Source organism: Pseudoalteromonas sp. S2755 (assembly GCF_005886535.1).
In the GTDB taxonomy this organism is placed as follows: domain Bacteria; phylum Pseudomonadota; class Gammaproteobacteria; order Enterobacterales; family Alteromonadaceae; genus Pseudoalteromonas.
Genome location: NZ_PNDS01000085.1, coordinates 1 through 16,179, shown reverse-complemented (window position 1 = coordinate 16,179; position 16,179 = coordinate 1). Strand labels below are relative to the sequence as shown.

Sequence of the window (16,179 nt, the reverse complement as noted above, 5' to 3'; positions counted from 1 at the left end):
TATGTTTCTTGGTCGAAAGATCTGATCACCACAAGGGCTTTTAGTTCATTTTCTTATGCGCAGCTCAGGTTAAGTAACATCAGCATGTTGAAGTCGCTTGGGTATCAACGAGTTTACGGCATCAACTTAGTATAAATCTACACACGCAGATTAACGAGCACGGAAGACAATACGTCCCTTTGATAGGTCGTAAGGCGTCATTTCAACAGTAACTTTGTCACCAGTCAAAATACGGATATAGTTTTTGCGCATTTTTCCAGAAATATGTGCAACAACCACGTGACCATTTTCTAGTTCAACACGGAACATTGTGTTTGGTAGCGTATCAAGGACCGTGCCTTGCATTTCAATTACGTCTTCTTTCGCCATGTGTAGCGTATCACCTCTTGGTTAAATTAAACGATGCAGATTTTGCCCAAAAGCGGGGAATAAGTAAAGTTACAAGCTGATTTTTTGTTAATTTGGTCGTTTATTTAGCAAGTTTTACCAAAGTTTTTTGCTTCTATTCCTAACGCATTTCAAAATCTGGAGCCTTGTTGATAGGCAAGGGCGACATTCTAACATAGGAAACTTTGCTAGTAACGCATGTTTTTTGTCCATGCTATGGAATAATTGGGGTGTAAAAAGAGGTGTATTCCTGCATTTGAACAAACGTATGCAGGAAAACTAGGTACTAAGCACAAGGTTGCGAGGCATCCGGATCAATATCCTGCCAAATATCTTTAACTAGTTTTTGTGCTGGAAGAAATTGGGTTTTGTAACGCATTTTCTTGCACTCGTCGATCTGATAACCTAAGTACAAGTAAGGTTTATTCTGTTTCGCTGCCTGTTCTAGCTGAGCCATGATCATGATGGTGCCGATACTTAGTGATTCATACTCAGGATCGAAAAAGGTATAAATAGCAGACAATGAATAGGGCATTGAATCAGTGACGGCTACTGCAATTAACTTATCTTTATGCCATAGCTCGATAAAGACAATGTTCATCCAACGGCAAAATAAGAAGCTTTCGTACTGGAGACGGTTAGGTGGGTACATAGAGCCATCGCTGTGGCGCAGACTGATATATTTTTCGTACAGCGGATAGTATTCAGGACGCTCCTGATGGCTAATAATTAGCTGATAATCTTGCTTTAATTTATTGCGTTTGCGTTTTTGAGATTTACTCGGTTTAAATTCTTGAGTTAATACTCTTACAGATTGACAAGCTGAGCATGCGGGACAGTGTGGACGATAAATCTGGTCTCCACTGCGGCGAAACCCTAATGCTAACAATTGTTCAAATCTATCTGGGCTGTAACAATTTGGGTCTAGAATAACCAGTAACTGTTCCTTCTGCTCAGGTAAATAACTACAACTAAATTGTTGGCTCAGTCCGATTTTAGAAGGAAAGTGTTCATTCATAGATAGCTTTCAACTCCTGAGGCTGCCACATTGATGATGGGATCTCAAATCGATCCGCCAATTTAAGTCTAGTCAAAAACTCGCTCCTTGGTACAACTTTTAACCCCAAACTTGTCAAATAAGGATTTTCGAGTTGGCAATCAATAAAATGTGCCTGATGGGCTTTGAGCCAATTTACTAGTGCCCACATCGCCATTTTGGATGTATTAGGTAAGGTGTGGAACATAGATTCACCACAAAATACACCAGACTGCATGATGCCATAGAGCCCACCAACGAGCTTGCCTTGCTCCCATACCTCCACACTATGTGCTAGTCCCTGAATGTGCGCTTGCTGATACGCAGCCAACATCGCATTTGTGATCCAAGTTCCTTCAGCCGCCATTCGTTGATTTCTACAAGCTTCAATCACTTGTGAAAAGGCGGTATTGATGGTGACGGTCGGATTGAGTTTACGTTGGGCTTTTCGCAGTGTTTTACCACAATGAAAATCTTGAAGTTCCAAAATTCCGCGCTCGCTTGGGCTCCACCACATAATTGGCTCACCTTCATTAAACCAAGGAAAGATCCCATTAGCATAAGCGTTTCTCAGGCGTTCTACTTGTAAACAACCACCAATGGCAAGCAGTCCATCTGGTTCAGACAAGGCATAGTGATTTGGCGGAAAACGAAAGTCATCGTGGGCGAGGTGGAACAGTTGTTGGATCATTGAACAAACTACAAGATTGTTATTTATTTCAATATAGCAAATTAAGGCAAGGAGGGAAGAGGGCCAGCCTAGACCGACCCATTTATCTATTATTTTTGGCTGTCTAAGAAGCGCTCTGCATCTAGTGCTGCCATACAGCCTGTACCTGCAGAGGTAATTGCTTGACGGTAAATGTGGTCAGACACATCACCTGCTGCAAATACACCTTCAACACTAGTCTGTGTTGCATTACCATTTAGGCCCGACTGTACGACCAAATACCCATCCTTCATCTCTAGCTGGCCCTCAAACATATCTGTGTTTGGTTTGTGACCAATTGCGATGAAAACACCAGCAAGATCAAGCTGCTCTGTCGCTTCTGAATCAGTATCTTTGATACGAATACCAGTAACACCCATATCATCACCTAGCACTTCATCAAGTGTGCGGTTTAGGTGTAATACTACGTTACCGTTCGCTGCTTTATCCATTAAGCGATCGGCAAGAATTTTCTCACTACGGAAAGAATCGCGGCGGTGAATAACATGTACTTCTTCTGCGATGTTTGATAGATAAAGCGCTTCTTCAACCGCGGTATTACCACCTCCAACAACCGCAACCTTTTGACCACGATAGAAGAATCCATCACAAGTCGCACAAGCCGACACGCCACGGCCTTGGAACGCTGTTTCAGACTCAAGACCAAGGTATTTAGCAGATGCACCTGTTGCGATGATTAACGCATCACACGTATAAGTGCCTTGATCGCCAGTGAGTATGAAAGGGCGCTTCGTCACGTCAACTTTGTTGATGTGATCGAAAATGATTTCAGTTTCAAAGCGCTCTGCATGCTCTTTCATACGATCCATAAGTGCTGGACCCGTTAAACCATGTGCATCACCAGGCCAGTTTTCTACTTCAGTTGTTGTAGTCAGCTGACCACCTTGCTGCATACCTGTGATTAATACTGGGTTTAAATTTGCTCGTGCTGCGTATACCGCGGCAGTGTAGCCCGCAGGACCCGAACCTAAAATCAACAGTTTGCAGTGTTTTGCATCGCTCATGTAATTTTCCTAACTCAATTCTAAAAAATGCTATTAAGCAAAAGTTTGTTCGATTCTATGTAATTCAATAGGGAAGTAAATAAAAAACCGTAATCCGATTTGGTATAAATTGGCAAGTTGTCAAAAAATTTGTACTGTTTTGTTTTAAATCGACTACACATTGAGCAATCTTGTTCAGTACTAACAAAAAACAGCGGTATTTCATGACCTCAGGTTTTTTTTTTGGTATGTTTTAGAGAATTTTGTTTTGCTATCAATACTTGATAGCCTAATTGAAAAGGTACATATGGCATTTTGGCAGAATACCCCAGGCTTTGGGTTAAGTGCACAAGATTGTGAGGTGTTAACTGATGCTAAGCAATATCATCAGACGCTTTTACAACTAATCTCACAGGCGAAAACGCGTATTTATATCACCGCACTTTATCTTCAAGATGATGAGGCGGGTCGCGAGATATTGCACGCATTGCACGAGGCTGCACAGCAAAATCCAGACTTAACGGTAAAAGTGTTGGTTGATTTTCACCGTGCGCAACGGGGCCTCATTGGTGCTGAAAAGTCAGAAGGCAATGCCAAACTATATTGTGATTTAAAAGAGCAGCTGGGCACTCAAGTCGAGGTGTATGGTGTGCCGGTAAAAGCAAAAGAGCTTTTCGGCGTGTTGCATTTAAAAGGCTTTGTTATTGACGATATCCTGCTTTATAGCGGTGCTAGTTTAAATAATGTCTACTTGCATCATGATGAAAAATACCGCCTAGACCGCTATTTTGTGATTAAACAAGCACAGCTCGCGGATAGCTTTTGCCACTTTACCGATCAAGTGCTGATAGCGTCCGACGCAGTACCTAGACTCGATATCCGCCCATTACCTACTTTACTTGACATTCGTACTGCGCAAAAGCAGCTGATGAAACAGTTGAAAAAGGCCAGTTATGATATTTCAAAGGCGAACAGTCGGGATGGTTTAACAGTTCGTCCCTATTTAGGATTTGGACGTAGAACTAATAAGCTAAACCGCCTTATTAAGGCGCTTTTCGATACCACAGAACAAGAGTTAGTTCTTTACACACCTTACTTCAATTTTCCGGCTCCTCTACTTCGTTCGTTACGTCGATTACTGAAAACTGGTAAGAAGGTGACAATAGTGGTGGGGGATAAAACGGCGAATGATTTCTATATCAGTCCAGAGCAGCCATTTAGCCGAATTGGTGCGCTTCCTTATTTGTACGAAACCATTTTGTATAAATTTATCAAATCGCAACGCCGCTTCATCACTGCCGGATTGTTGGATGTATATCTGTGGCAAGATGGCAACAACTCGTTCCACTTGAAAGGAGTGAGCAAAGATGGCGATACGCATTTAATGAGTGGTCATAACCTCAACCCAAGGGCGTGGGGGTTAGATATTGAAAATGGCATTCTAATCGAAGATCCCAACAAAGCATTGTTGCCTCAAATCGAGTTAGAAAAGCAAGAGATCTTAAAACATTGCCGTCGCATTGAAAGCCACGATGACCTCGAAACGTTGGGGGATTACCCAGCACCTGTGAAAAAACTCCTTGGTCAGGCCAAGCGTGTGAAAGTCGACTTTATCATCAAGCGTTTTATTTAACGTAAGCACTGATAATTTTAAAAAAGGGACGAGCGTCCCTTTTTTACTTTCTTATTTTTGATTATACGCTTCGTTGTGTGAGCTTGCTGCACGACCTGATGGATCGGCATTACGCTGGAACGATTCGTCCCAAGCAAGCGCTTCGGGCGTTGAACACGCCACAGACTTGCCGTGAGGAACACACTTAGCTGCTGCTTCTCCCGGGAAATGCGACTCAAAAATGGTGCGATAATAATAGGCTTCTTTGCTATCCGGTGTATTGATTGGATAGCGGTAGTGGGCGTTTTCAAGATCCGAATCGCTCACTTGCTGACTGACATATTCTTTTAGTGAATCGATCCAGCTATAGCCTACGCCATCAGAAAACTGCTCTTTTTGGCGCCACAATACGTCATCGGGTAAATAGCCATCAAACGCCTCACGGATAATGTGTTTTTCGATACGACCATCTTTACACATTTTGTAGTCCGGGTTAATACGCATGGCAATATCGACAAATTCTTTATCTAAGAAGGGAACGCGTGCTTCAACCCCCCACGCTGCCATCGACTTATTTGCACGTAAGCAATCAAACATATGCAGTTTCGAGACCTTTCGGTTTAGCTCGTTGTGAAACTCCTCAGCATTTGGTGCTTTGTGGAAATACAAATAGCCGCCAAATAGTTCATCGGCCCCTTCACCGGATAGCACCATTTTAATGCCCATTGCTTTAATGTAGCGTGCCATGAGGTACATAGGAGTAGAAGCGCGAATGGTTGTGACATCGTAGGTCTCTAGGTGATAGACCACTTCTTTAAGGGCATCAATCCCTTGTTGTACGGTAAAGTGAATGGGATGGTGAACTGTGCCGATTTTATCCGCTACCTTTTGTGCTGCAGCGAGATCGGGTGAACCTTCCAAGCCAATGGAAAATGAGTGAAGTTTTGGCCACCAAGCATCGGAAGCATCATTATCTTCGATACGCTTTGCAGCAAACTTTTGGGTGATAGCGGAAATCACAGAAGAATCTAGACCACCTGACAGCAACACGCCATACGGCACATCGCACATCAATTGGCGTTTTACTGCGGCTTCTAGCCCATTCTTAACCGTTTCGGGGCTGGCCTCATTGTCTTTTACAGCACTAAACGCTTGCCAGTCGCGTTGGTAATATTCTCTTGGACCACCTTCTTTTGAATACCAATAATGGCCGGGAGGAAACTCTTCAATTTGCGTACAAATGGGCGTGAGCGCCTTCATTTCGCTGGCGACATAGAGGTTACCGCTTTGATCACGGCCAGTGTAAAGTGGAATAATACCGATGTGGTCTCGACCAATTAAAAAAGCATCTTCCGTTTCATCGTACAAACAAAATGCAAAAATTCCATTGAGATCATCTAAAAACTCAGGGCCTTTTTGCTTGTATAGCGCCAAGATCACTTCACAGTCAGACTCTGTTTGAAATTCAAATGGAACGGTCAGTGCTTTTGCAAGCTCTTTATGATTATAAACTTCACCATTGACCGCCAAAATATGTGTTTTTTCAGGGTTAAATAATGGTTGTGCGCCGCTGGAAACGCCGACAATTGCCAAACGTTCATGAACTAGAATGGCTTTTTCACTTGAATATACCCCTGACCAGTCGGGGCCACGGTGTCTTAGTTTTTTTGACATTTCGATGGCTTGCTCGCGAAGTGCAAGGGGATCGGTCTTGATGTCAAGTACGCCGAAAATTGAACACATATTTCCTCATTCCTATTGATGTGTTGATAATATCAACAAATTATTATTGCTCACGGAAGCATAGTTACCATGAGATAGTTTAAGTTCTACCAAAAATAATTTGATAAGTCACACAATGAAATAGAGAAAATGTGAATTTTTTGTGAGATGAAATGGTGCAGTTTTGCACCATTTTGGGGCATCGCTTATTAGTGTGTCGTCCCAGCGACAAGCTTGATATCTTGCTTTTGTGTAATGGCGCTGGTTAATAGGATTTTTATTCCTTTAACTAGGGTGTCAATGTCCATACTGGGTGCACCAGGGTGGTGCGCTGCTTGGGAGGGTAAGTATGGGATATGCACAAAGCCACCACGGCACGCTAAGTCATGCGTACTAAGATAGTGCAGTAATCCATACATCACATGGTTGCACACGTAAGTGCCCGCAGTATTAGAAATACTTGCAGGAACTCCTGCTTGAAGTGCACTACTTAACATACTTTTTATTGGTAAAGAGGCAAAATATGCATCGGGACCGTGTGTAACGACTGGTGTGTCTATCGGCTGGTTTCCTGCGTTGTCGGCTATTCTGGCATCGTTGACGTTAATAGCGACACGTTCGATAGAGATATCACAGCGTCCACCTGCCTGGCCCACACAGATCACGATGCTTGGGTGATACTTATCTATCGCTTGCGTTAAAGACTCAATACTTTTGTCAAATTCACAAGGTAACTCTTTCGTGTGGATCAGGTGGCCTTCAACGGTTTCCCCTTCTAACAACTGCGCTAATTGCCATGAGGGGTTGATGGACTCACCACCAAATGGGGTGAACCCAGTCACGAGGACACAAGGTTTACTGTAACTGGACATTAAAAAACGACTCCGTACATAAGAAAAATATTAATCACCAATAACGTTATAGCGGTTGGTATTTGCACTTTAATGACTTGGTACTTATCTTTTAAATCTAACAGTGCCGCTGGCACAATGTTGAAGTTAGCGGCCATCGGTGTCATCAGTGTTCCACAATAACCCGAGTACATGCCAATCGCGACGAGCGGCGCAGGATCAGCGCCATGCCCTTGGATCAAAAATGGTAGTGCAATACCTGCCGTCATTACTGGAAATGCGGCAAAAGCGTTTCCCATAATCATGGTAAATAGTGCCATGCCAACACAATACAGCACAACGAGCATAAAGCGGTTATCTGGCGAAATAAACAATGTCACTAAGTCTTGGATAGCAGTGCCAGTATTTGCGACGATAAATACACCGCCGAGCATTGCTAGCATCTGTGGCAATATTGCTGCCCAGCCTATTGAATCAACTAAGCGACGAGACTCAGAAAGTGCTTGTAGTGGACTGCCTTTGGTTATTTTCCAGCTCACCAGCAATGCGATGGTGCAAGCGAGTGTTAGTGCTGAAAGCGTTACGTGCTCCTGATCGAATAGATAAAAATCGCCGAGCTGGATCTCACTTAAGATGATAGTACAGATAACAGTAACGATTGGAATAAGTACAGCAGGAACAAACAATTTATTACCAAACCGATTTGCATCTTCTGTTTTGGCTCGTTCGCACGGCATGTCATAATTTCCCATAGAAACCATATTCATACCCGCAAGCAGTGCGATGATCACCACGTTGATGCCAATCCATAAATATGTATTTCGCTCACCAATCAATGCGATAGAAGCATCGCCAAAGATAAAAACAGTGCCAAATAAAAACCAAAATAGTGCCGTAGTGAGACGCTTAGGGTGTGCCTTATCTTGTAGCGTTTTTACCACCAGAAACATCACGATAAAACCAATCAATAAATAGATATTGTCAATTGATAGTAAGCTAGATTGCACGTCAGGAGTGTTCATTAAGCTCATAATGACTCCTCCTTAAGCGCTGAATTTGTATTGCTAGGTGTTTGCTCTTCTTCGCTTAGTTGCTGCTGACAGCGCGCAATTTCAGCCCGGATTTTTGCTTCAAATCGCGCTAGACGAAAGAGATGAACAATGAGTGCGGCAATTGCAGTTGGTATTGCCCAAAGTCCGATATGCAGCGGTTCAATTCCGGCAATGCCGTTTTCTTTTAAAAAAGCATCCATCAGAAGTACAGCACCAAAAGCGATAAAAATATCCTCACCAAAGAACACGGCGATGTTATCGCAGGCGGCAGCATGTGCGCCTATCATGTCTTTTACATCTTGTGGTAGGTCGCCGTACTGATTTGCTGCAGCGCCTATTGCCATCGGAGCAAGCAGTGGTCTAACGGTTTGCGCTTGGCCAGCTAAATTGATTAACCCTAGTGCTGCGGAGCACTCACGGACAACAAAATACATACTTAGAATTCGAGAAGTGGTCGCCCCTTTTATACCCGCAACCCAAGCTTTAGCGCGTTGCTGTAAGCCGTAACGTTCTAAAATTGCAATCACGGGTAAGATAAGTAAAAAGCTTGCAAGCTGGCGAGAGTTCATAAACTTTTCGCCAAAGGTGGCAATTAAGTCGACAAAGTCGATCCCAACGGCAAAACCAGTAACTAGGCCTGCCGAGGTGACAACCAATAAAGGATTAAACCTCAGAGCAAAGCCAATAACAATCACGGCAATGCCCGAAAGGGGTAGGAGATTTAGCTCAGTCATTTTATTGTTCTTTATTCTTAAGCGCTAACCTTAGCTGATTGAGATGCGCCTGTACTCGGTGAGATTCCTTCGTCGCATCTGTAAGGGATGTTGATTTTAAATGGATACAATCGCCCGCGCCCAATTGGCTCAAATGGCGCATATCGGCTCGAATAATGGTACCAATAATTGGATAACCGCCTGTGGTTTGGCAGTCATTCAGTAGGATAATGGGCTCGCCACTGGGAGGCAGCTGAATAACGCCTGGGTGGACGGCTTGGGTTGCAATATTATGTGCATGCACTAGGTTGCTGTGGCCACTTAGGCGAATACCCATACGATTACTGCTTGGATTTACTTTCCAAATGGTGTCGTTTAATACACTCAGTGTCTGTTTGGAAATTATCTCGAGGTGTGGGCCTGGGATGAAATGAATGAGCTTTTCATAGCTGGGCTGCAGGCCACCCACGGAGCTTTTAGCTGTGCTCGGCGTGTAGCTCAGTTTGTCCCCTTGTTTAAGAGCTCGGCCGCCTATTCCTCCAAAGCCTGCCATGAGGTCGGTTGAATAACTCCCAAGCAGCTTGTCTATGTTGGTAAATCCACCTTCGACCACCAAATACGCGCGTAAACCATCGCGATTTTGTTTAAATGTCAGCTTATCTCCGGCCTTAGCACTGTAGCGCCAGCAAGGGTATATAGCTTCATCATTTAAAGCGGCATTGAGATCGGCCCCTGCGATAACAAAGTTAGTGGGGGCATGGAAATGAAATTCACATAAGCCAATGGTCACTTCAATAGCTGCGGTATCGTCGTTATTTGACAAGAGTGTATTTGAAAGTTTAAGCGCGACTGGGTCAATGACACCTGCTGCACTTACTCCTAGGTGGCGAAGTCCTTGGCGGCCAATGTCTTGAATAGTTGAAAGTGGCCCAGGTTTAATAACTTCTAGCATGATTTCTCCACAAAACGCACGATGTCGCCCGGTTGCAGCAAGCTTGCTGATGCAGAGTTTGGGTCAAATAGGGTAGTGTTGGTTTGTCCAATTAAATGCCAGCCACCGGGAGATTGACTCGGGTAAATTGCACTGTAGCTGTCTGCGATGGCAATACTGCCTTTGGGGACCTTGGTAATTGGTGTGGATTTTCTGGGTAATTGAAGTGCGGTTGGTAACCCTGTCAAGTAAGCAAAACCGGGTAAGAAGCCAATAAATTGCACTTGATAATCAACGCTTGAGTGCAGCTCGATAAGCTGTTTTGGTGTCAGTTGTAATTCGTCCGCTATACGTGCAAAATCCTGTCCGAATTCTTTGCCATAAAACGCCTCAATACGATGGTGTGTTGGCTTTACCTCTGCTACTTCTAGGTCTTGCCAATGTGCTTGGATTTTGTGTTGCCAGGCATCGGCTTTACGGGGGTCTTTTAAATAGGCAGTAACGGAAGACTTGGCTGGCACCACATCAATAAAATCACCGCTACTATCAAGCCATTTCTTGAGGGCGAACAGTCGTTGATTAATTGGACTTTTGCTATCAGGCAAACATGTTGCATTTATAACAATTGCTTGCTCACCTAATAAATAACAACTCACATCAGACATAGACAATAACAATTGGTTGCTTTGGTAAACGTTATATTTCTTATAACACACCTCGCAATTGAAACGAAGTTATTGCTACAAGTTACCGTTTTGTTGCAGTTAAAAAAGCCGTGTTTAAACACGGCTTCAAATCAGAGGATTTATTTAGCAGTTAATAACCATTGACTTAGAAGGCGAACGCCATAGCCTGTACCACCAGTTGGGACTTCGTCTTTGGCGGAACTTGAAAGTGCGTTACCGGCAATATCAATATGAACCCAACGAGTGTCACCTGCAAACTGTTGTAGGAAAGTCGCAGCAGTTGTTGCACCAGGACCACCTGAACCTACGTTTTGGAAATCGGCGATGTCAGATTTTAGTTTGTCCTTATAGCCAAGCGGTAGACGCCATACGTTCTCGTTCACAACTTTACCGGCGTTGGTAAATTCTGTAATTAAGCTATCATCTTCAGAGAAAATTGCTGAATATTCGTTACCAACAGCACGAATTTTGGAGCCAGTTAATGTCGCGACGTCAATCATGATCTCAGGGCTGTAATGTTTACGTGCGTACCACATTGCATCAGACAGCACCAAACGACCTTCAGCATCTGTGTTTACAACCTCTACGCTAATACCTTCTGCAGTACGTAGCACATCACCCGGCGCAATTGCATACTGAGACACCATATTTGCCGCCATACCCATGACTGCTACCACGTTTACGTCAGCTTTGCTTAGCGCCATTGCTTTTACTGTACCAAGCACGGCAGCTGCACCTGCCATGTCAGATTTCATGCGTGCGATCGAAGCGCCAGTTTTGATGCTATAACCACCAGAATCGAAAGTAATACCTTTACCGACCAGGGCAATCGGTGTCTCGCTGTTACCTTTATAATGTGCAACAACTAAGCGAGAGCCGTGTTCACTACCACGCCCAACGCCCTCAAGTGCGCCCATACCAAGCTCTTTAAGTTCAGCTGGTGCTAGTACTTTTACTTCAACGCCATATTGTTCAAGCTCCTTTGCCGCTTTTGCAAAGTCAACCGGGGTCATTTCTGTTGCGACTTCAGAGGTCAAGTCTCGCGCTAAAAACACGCCAGCTTGAATGTGTTGTAGTGCTTTATACTGAGCTTGTGTTGCTTGTTTATCGGCAACGTCGAAGTGATAGTTTACGTTAAAAGTGTTTGGCTCTTTTTTGTATACTTCGAAGGTGTGGTCACGAAGGTTTGCACCGTGTGCAAATTGTGCTGCTAGTTCTGCATTTGAAAGCGCTCCTTCAACGTCTTCGAATGCAACTGCAACATTCTCCAGCTTTTTACCTTCGAATTTAGCGTGTAGGTTACCACCAAGTTTGGTCATTTTGCTGGCGTTGAGTTCGCCTGCATCACCTAACCCAACAATGAAGATACGCTTATAATCAGAGTCTACAGGTGCTAATACTTCAACTGTTTTGCCATACGCGCCTTTAAAGTCTTCAGCAGCAATTGCGCGCTCCAACTGTTTACGAGTGTCTTTATCTAGGAACTTTAGGTTACTTTGGTTTTCACCAGCTTGAAAAATTACTAGTGCATCAGCGTCTGCAAGCTTGGTATTGAACTCAAAGTCAGCGGCATTTGCAGAAGTCATACTGGCAACCGCCAGCGCTAAAGCAGAAAAACGCGTAGTCAATGACATAATTTTATCCTCAGATAACTAAAATTGTGGCGTTTTTACCTCATTTGGAGAAGTTTAGACACAATTTGTCGGTGAAGTAACAGGTTTTACCGTTCAGTGACATTAGGTAAGCGGCTTGTCAGCACGATGCCTAATATCGTGATCATAATGTAGAGTGCAAGTAACACTGTAATTGAAAATACCGAGGCAACGACACCAAGAGCACTTGTTAATAAAAGTACAATGCCAATAATTGTGTTACTGAGCGTGACGTAACTGGTGCGTTTATTTCCTTCTGCCATATCGACCACGTAGGTTTTGCGGCCCACACGCACGCCTTGGTGGGCGATAGCAATGACAAAATAGCAAAGCGGAATAAACCACATCTTTTCGAGCAGCGAAGAATAAAATAAAGATGTTGTTAGTAGCACTGCAGTGATAGCAACGGTGATTGTTGCTCCATATATCATCACGTGTTTACTTGATTGATCGGCAAGTCGACCCCAAAAAGCGCCACTGACTAAACTGGCAAGTCCGGACACTGCTAATAAAACGGCCAACACCCATGCACCGTTGCCAATATTCTGTTGTGCTAATACCGTGAAATAAGGCGGAATAAGCGCAGAACTTAACAGCAAACCACGAGCTATAATAAACTTTTTAAGTATCGGATCGGTTTTTAACAGCGCGAAATCTTGTTTTACTTTCTCTAATCCGTTTTCACCACCTTCGGTTGCGCCTTCATATTCTTTAATTTTTGAGAACGTTAACGCGCCAATCAGCCAAAAGATTGCAGCTAGTATTAGTGTGACCACAAAATTAACGTTGTGTACTTGAGTGGCGGCAATAAAAAGCCCTACACCAAACGTTATAGTAACAAGCCCACTGACAGAGGCGGCTTGACCGCTAAGCTGGCCCCGCTTTTGTTTGGGGATAGTTTTACCGATGACATCTTTTGATGACACTGAGCTTAAGCTGCGAGCGATGCTAAAAATCGCCAGTAATCCAAGTACTAACCAAGCGTATAATTGATTTTCAGTTTGGTTCCATGCAAGCAACGCCATAAGTAGTACGCAAATAGCTTGAATAAGTGCGCCGAGAGACCATAGGAGTTTACGTTTCGCATGCTTGCGCACCCATTGGCCGATAAATAATTGTGGGATCAGTGAGCCTGATTCACGAATGGGAACGAGAGCCGATATCAAATAAGCGGGAGCACCGAGTGATTGCATCAGCCAAGGTAACGTGATTTTAGGGTTGAGCAAAGCATCTCCCAATTTGCTAAAAAGCTGGCTCAATAAAATAAGCACGTAGTTACCAGGAACTTCTCTACACGCCTTATCGTCAATCGCTTTACAGGCACGTGCCTCGTCATCATTGGTTAGCTTTTGATAGATATTCTCACTTATTTTACTCACATTTATTCCTTTACTTTTATTGTGTCGCGGACAATACGGTTTCACTATCATGAACGACTTTGTATGAAATGATAATTAACCTTCGACGGTCTCATTCAATACGCAATAAATCATATTAAGTTCAACAAGTATAAAGTGGAATGCTTACTTGTTGCGACATACAGCATTGAGAGAGTAACGATGAAAACATTACAGGTAGCCGCGTCGTTAGGGCTTATCATGATGTTAGGAGTAGGCTTGTCTGCGATCGCGGGTACAGATATGCCGAAGCCTAAAGTCGATGGTGCAAGTAATCATATTAAGACGTTGGTGTTGGGCTCAGGTTGTTTCTGGGGTCCTGAAAAGCGCTATGAAAAAATGACGGGCGTGATAGATGCTGAGTCGGGCTATGCGGACGGTAAAGGGTTTAAGCCAAGTTATAGAGAAATCATTAAACCGAGTCGACGTTTCGATGAAGATAACTATGCAGAGGTGGTTAAGGTAACTTACAATGCAAATCTTATCACCACCGATGCGCTGCTAAAATACTACTTTGAAAGTCATGATCCAACCCAAAAAAACCGTCAAGGTAACGATGTTGGAACGCAGTATCGCTCGATCATTCTCTATACTGACGATCAGCAAAGTGAGAAAGCTCACTTATTAAAAGCGCAGTATCAACATTTATTATCTGAGCAAGGTTATGGCGATATTCAAACCACAATTAAGCCACTTAGAAAATTTTATCCAGCGGAAGAGTATCATCAAAATTATTTAGCCAAGAATCCTAATGGATATTGCCCAGATCACAGCACGGGAGTGACTTTTGATAAGGTGGTGAAAGATAAAACTGATAACACTGCGCTAGTCCAAGGTAAGCATATTGTTATTGTAGACGCTAAGAGCTATTGCCCTTACTGCGAAAAGTTAAAAAAAGAGGTGTTAAATGACTATCAAGGTGATATTTCACTTCATTTTCGCTATGCAGATCAACTCGAAGGACTAATGATAAAAACCGCGACTTGGGCAACGCCAACGATCTTATTTATTGAAGATGGTGTTGAGTCCCTTGGCTTTCAAGGCTTTATGGCGAGAGAAGAGTTTTACAAGGCACTCGGTGCTTTTAAGCTGGGCCGCTCGGAAGCCTTTGACATTGCCTTTCAAAAAGGCACAGAACGACCATTTTGCAAGCAATACGATATCTTTAAAAACACACCAGATGGTGTATTTATTGATAAATTGAGTGGTAAAGCTCTTTTCGATACCCGAGATAGGTTTAACTCAGGCACTGGGTGGCTGTCGTTTACCCACCCAGTAAAAGGCAGCGTGACCTATCACAAAGATTTAAGCCACGGAATGGTAAGAACCGAAATACGCTCAAAAAGCAGTGGTATTCATTTAGGTCATGTATTTAAAAATGAAGGGCCAAAAGGTCAAGACCGCTATTGTATCAATGCCCAAGTACTTGAGTTTAAAGCGAGAGAGGCGCTTTAGGTATTACGCCTAAAGCTACCTTCTGCTTAGGCTGATATTAGCTAACATGTAGCTTGTATATACTGTTGTGGTTCAATAAATTCGGACACTACTTCTCATTCAGGGTGAGAGCATACTTCGTTAACGACCATTAACCGAAGATAAGCTCTGCCCTGAATTCATCGTCAAAGCTGGCCCGAACGCACTTGCCACGTATCGAATCTTTGCGGCCTGTGTGCTGTTTTACCAGATTGCGAACAACCCGCCTGAACAGCGCCATATTCTCAGCCGAAATCGGTTCGCTGATCTGGCAAGCATCTTCCTTAAACACCACGTCCAACACCCAATGCTGTTGGTTCTCGATGTGCCAATGATGGCGGATGGCTTTTTGCAACACCTGTGCATCTGGTCCGACAGAAGTAACATAAAAGTGCGTGTCTATTTTTGTTGTCGGGCCAGACTTACGGTGTCTTTCAACCGCGACTAATGAAGTGACCCCGGGCCATTTTTCTTTTATCTCTTCGGGCAGTTTGTCTGCCTTCAGAGCATAAGTGATGCGGGTTTCCTGGCGTCCATGACCATTGCTGACTTGTACATCTTCGGGCAAATTCTTTTCTTCTTCAAAGGCTGTTTCAAAACATGAAGTGACTGCTTTATAGAGTGTTTTCTGATTCGCTTTGACTTGAACCAGATAGTCAGCCCCTCTTGAAATCAATGCTGAAAGTGTCGCTTTCTGACAATGTAGTGCATCTAATGTGACGATAGAATCTGAAATATCGAGCACATCCAATAAGGCCCTAACTGCCGGTATCTCATTGGACTTATTTTCTACTGTACGCTGATACAAAGTTAAACCAGACTCGCAATCAAAAGCAGACACCAAGTGTAAGTTATCCTCACGCTTTTTACTGGCACCGCGCAGAGTTTTACCATCAAACGCAATGATTGGCCTACCAGACTGAGAGCGCTGTTCGTTGACCCAACTGAACAAGG

General features: G+C 43.6%; 15 protein-coding genes. 2 read left to right on the top strand and 13 right to left on the bottom strand.

The features are described from left to right. Nucleotides 1-150: 150 nt before the first annotated feature. The 4 genes from infA to trxB form a co-directional block, all read right to left on the bottom strand. Nucleotides 151-369, bottom strand: coding sequence for a translation initiation factor IF-1 (gene infA, locus CWC03_RS14945; protein WP_002962494.1), 219 nt, complete (start codon nucleotides 367-369; stop codon nucleotides 151-153). Nucleotides 370-673: 304 nt separating this feature from the next. Beyond that, nucleotides 674-1,405 (bottom strand): arginyltransferase, encoded by a 732-nt coding sequence (locus CWC03_RS14940; RefSeq protein ID WP_138582565.1) that lies wholly within the window; start codon nucleotides 1,403-1,405, stop codon nucleotides 674-676. Next, on the bottom strand, nucleotides 1,398-2,114 hold the full coding sequence (gene aat, locus CWC03_RS14935; protein ID WP_138582564.1) for a leucyl/phenylalanyl-tRNA--protein transferase: 717 nt from the start codon (nucleotides 2,112-2,114) through the stop codon (nucleotides 1,398-1,400). The genes CWC03_RS14940 and aat overlap by 8 nt, the downstream gene beginning before the upstream one ends. Nucleotides 2,115-2,203: 89 nt before the next feature. Beyond that, nucleotides 2,204-3,157 carry a thioredoxin-disulfide reductase gene (gene trxB / locus CWC03_RS14930; RefSeq protein ID WP_138582563.1) on the bottom strand — a complete coding sequence of 318 codons (954 nt, stop codon included), beginning with the start codon at nucleotides 3,155-3,157 and terminating at the stop codon, nucleotides 2,204-2,206. A 286-nt stretch (nucleotides 3,158-3,443) separates the two neighbouring features. Between trxB and pssA the strand changes: the two genes are divergently transcribed. After that, nucleotides 3,444-4,769 carry a CDP-diacylglycerol--serine O-phosphatidyltransferase gene (pssA, locus tag CWC03_RS14925; RefSeq protein ID WP_138582562.1) on the top strand — a complete coding sequence of 442 codons (1,326 nt, stop codon included), beginning with the start codon at nucleotides 3,444-3,446 and terminating at the stop codon, nucleotides 4,767-4,769. A gap of 51 nt (nucleotides 4,770-4,820) precedes the next feature. On the opposite strand, the gene asnB is transcribed toward pssA, so the two are convergent. The 8 genes from asnB to CWC03_RS14885 all read right to left on the bottom strand — a co-directional run bounded on the left by asnB (nucleotide 4,821) and on the right by CWC03_RS14885 (nucleotide 13,734). After that, nucleotides 4,821-6,491: an asparagine synthase B gene (gene asnB / locus CWC03_RS14920; protein WP_138582561.1), complete on the bottom strand. Its 1,671-nt coding sequence runs from the start codon at nucleotides 6,489-6,491 to the stop codon at nucleotides 4,821-4,823. Nucleotides 6,492-6,679: 188 nt separating this feature from the next. Continuing rightward, nucleotides 6,680-7,342 (bottom strand): pyroglutamyl-peptidase I, encoded by a 663-nt coding sequence (gene pcp, locus CWC03_RS14915; protein WP_138582560.1) that lies wholly within the window; start codon nucleotides 7,340-7,342, stop codon nucleotides 6,680-6,682. Then, nucleotides 7,342-8,352, bottom strand: a complete 1,011-nt coding sequence (locus CWC03_RS14910; RefSeq protein ID WP_138582559.1) for a DUF979 domain-containing protein — start codon at nucleotides 8,350-8,352, stop codon at nucleotides 7,342-7,344. Before CWC03_RS14910 ends, pcp begins: the two co-directional genes overlap by 1 nt. Continuing rightward, entirely contained in the window at nucleotides 8,349-9,107 is a 759-nt protein-coding gene (locus CWC03_RS14905) for a DUF969 domain-containing protein (RefSeq protein ID WP_138582558.1), read from the bottom strand. The genes CWC03_RS14910 and CWC03_RS14905 overlap by 4 nt, the downstream gene beginning before the upstream one ends. A 1-nt stretch (nucleotide 9,108) precedes the next feature. After that, nucleotides 9,109-10,038 carry a 5-oxoprolinase subunit C family protein gene (locus tag CWC03_RS14900; protein ID WP_138582557.1) on the bottom strand — a complete coding sequence of 310 codons (930 nt, stop codon included), beginning with the start codon at nucleotides 10,036-10,038 and terminating at the stop codon, nucleotides 9,109-9,111. Further along, on the bottom strand, nucleotides 10,032-10,682 hold the full coding sequence (gene pxpB / locus CWC03_RS14895; protein WP_138582556.1) for a 5-oxoprolinase subunit PxpB: 651 nt from the start codon (nucleotides 10,680-10,682) through the stop codon (nucleotides 10,032-10,034). The genes CWC03_RS14900 and pxpB overlap by 7 nt, the downstream gene beginning before the upstream one ends. Before the next feature lie 140 nt (nucleotides 10,683-10,822). Then, nucleotides 10,823-12,337 carry a leucyl aminopeptidase gene (locus tag CWC03_RS14890; RefSeq protein WP_138582555.1) on the bottom strand — a complete coding sequence of 505 codons (1,515 nt, stop codon included), beginning with the start codon at nucleotides 12,335-12,337 and terminating at the stop codon, nucleotides 10,823-10,825. Nucleotides 12,338-12,423: 86 nt separating this feature from the next. Next, nucleotides 12,424-13,734, bottom strand: a complete 1,311-nt coding sequence (locus CWC03_RS14885; RefSeq protein WP_138582554.1) for an MFS transporter — start codon at nucleotides 13,732-13,734, stop codon at nucleotides 12,424-12,426. A 180-nt stretch (nucleotides 13,735-13,914) separates the two neighbouring features. Here CWC03_RS14885 and msrA point away from each other — a divergent pair, with 180 nt between their 5' ends. Next, nucleotides 13,915-15,207, top strand: coding sequence for a peptide-methionine (S)-S-oxide reductase MsrA (gene msrA, locus CWC03_RS14880; RefSeq protein WP_502705371.1), 1,293 nt, complete (start codon nucleotides 13,915-13,917; stop codon nucleotides 15,205-15,207). 130 nt (nucleotides 15,208-15,337) lie between these two features. Here msrA and CWC03_RS14875 read toward each other — a convergent pair. Continuing rightward, a partial coding sequence (locus CWC03_RS14875) for an ISAs1 family transposase (protein ID WP_171040267.1) occupies nucleotides 15,338-16,179 on the bottom strand: 842 nt, incomplete at its 5' end.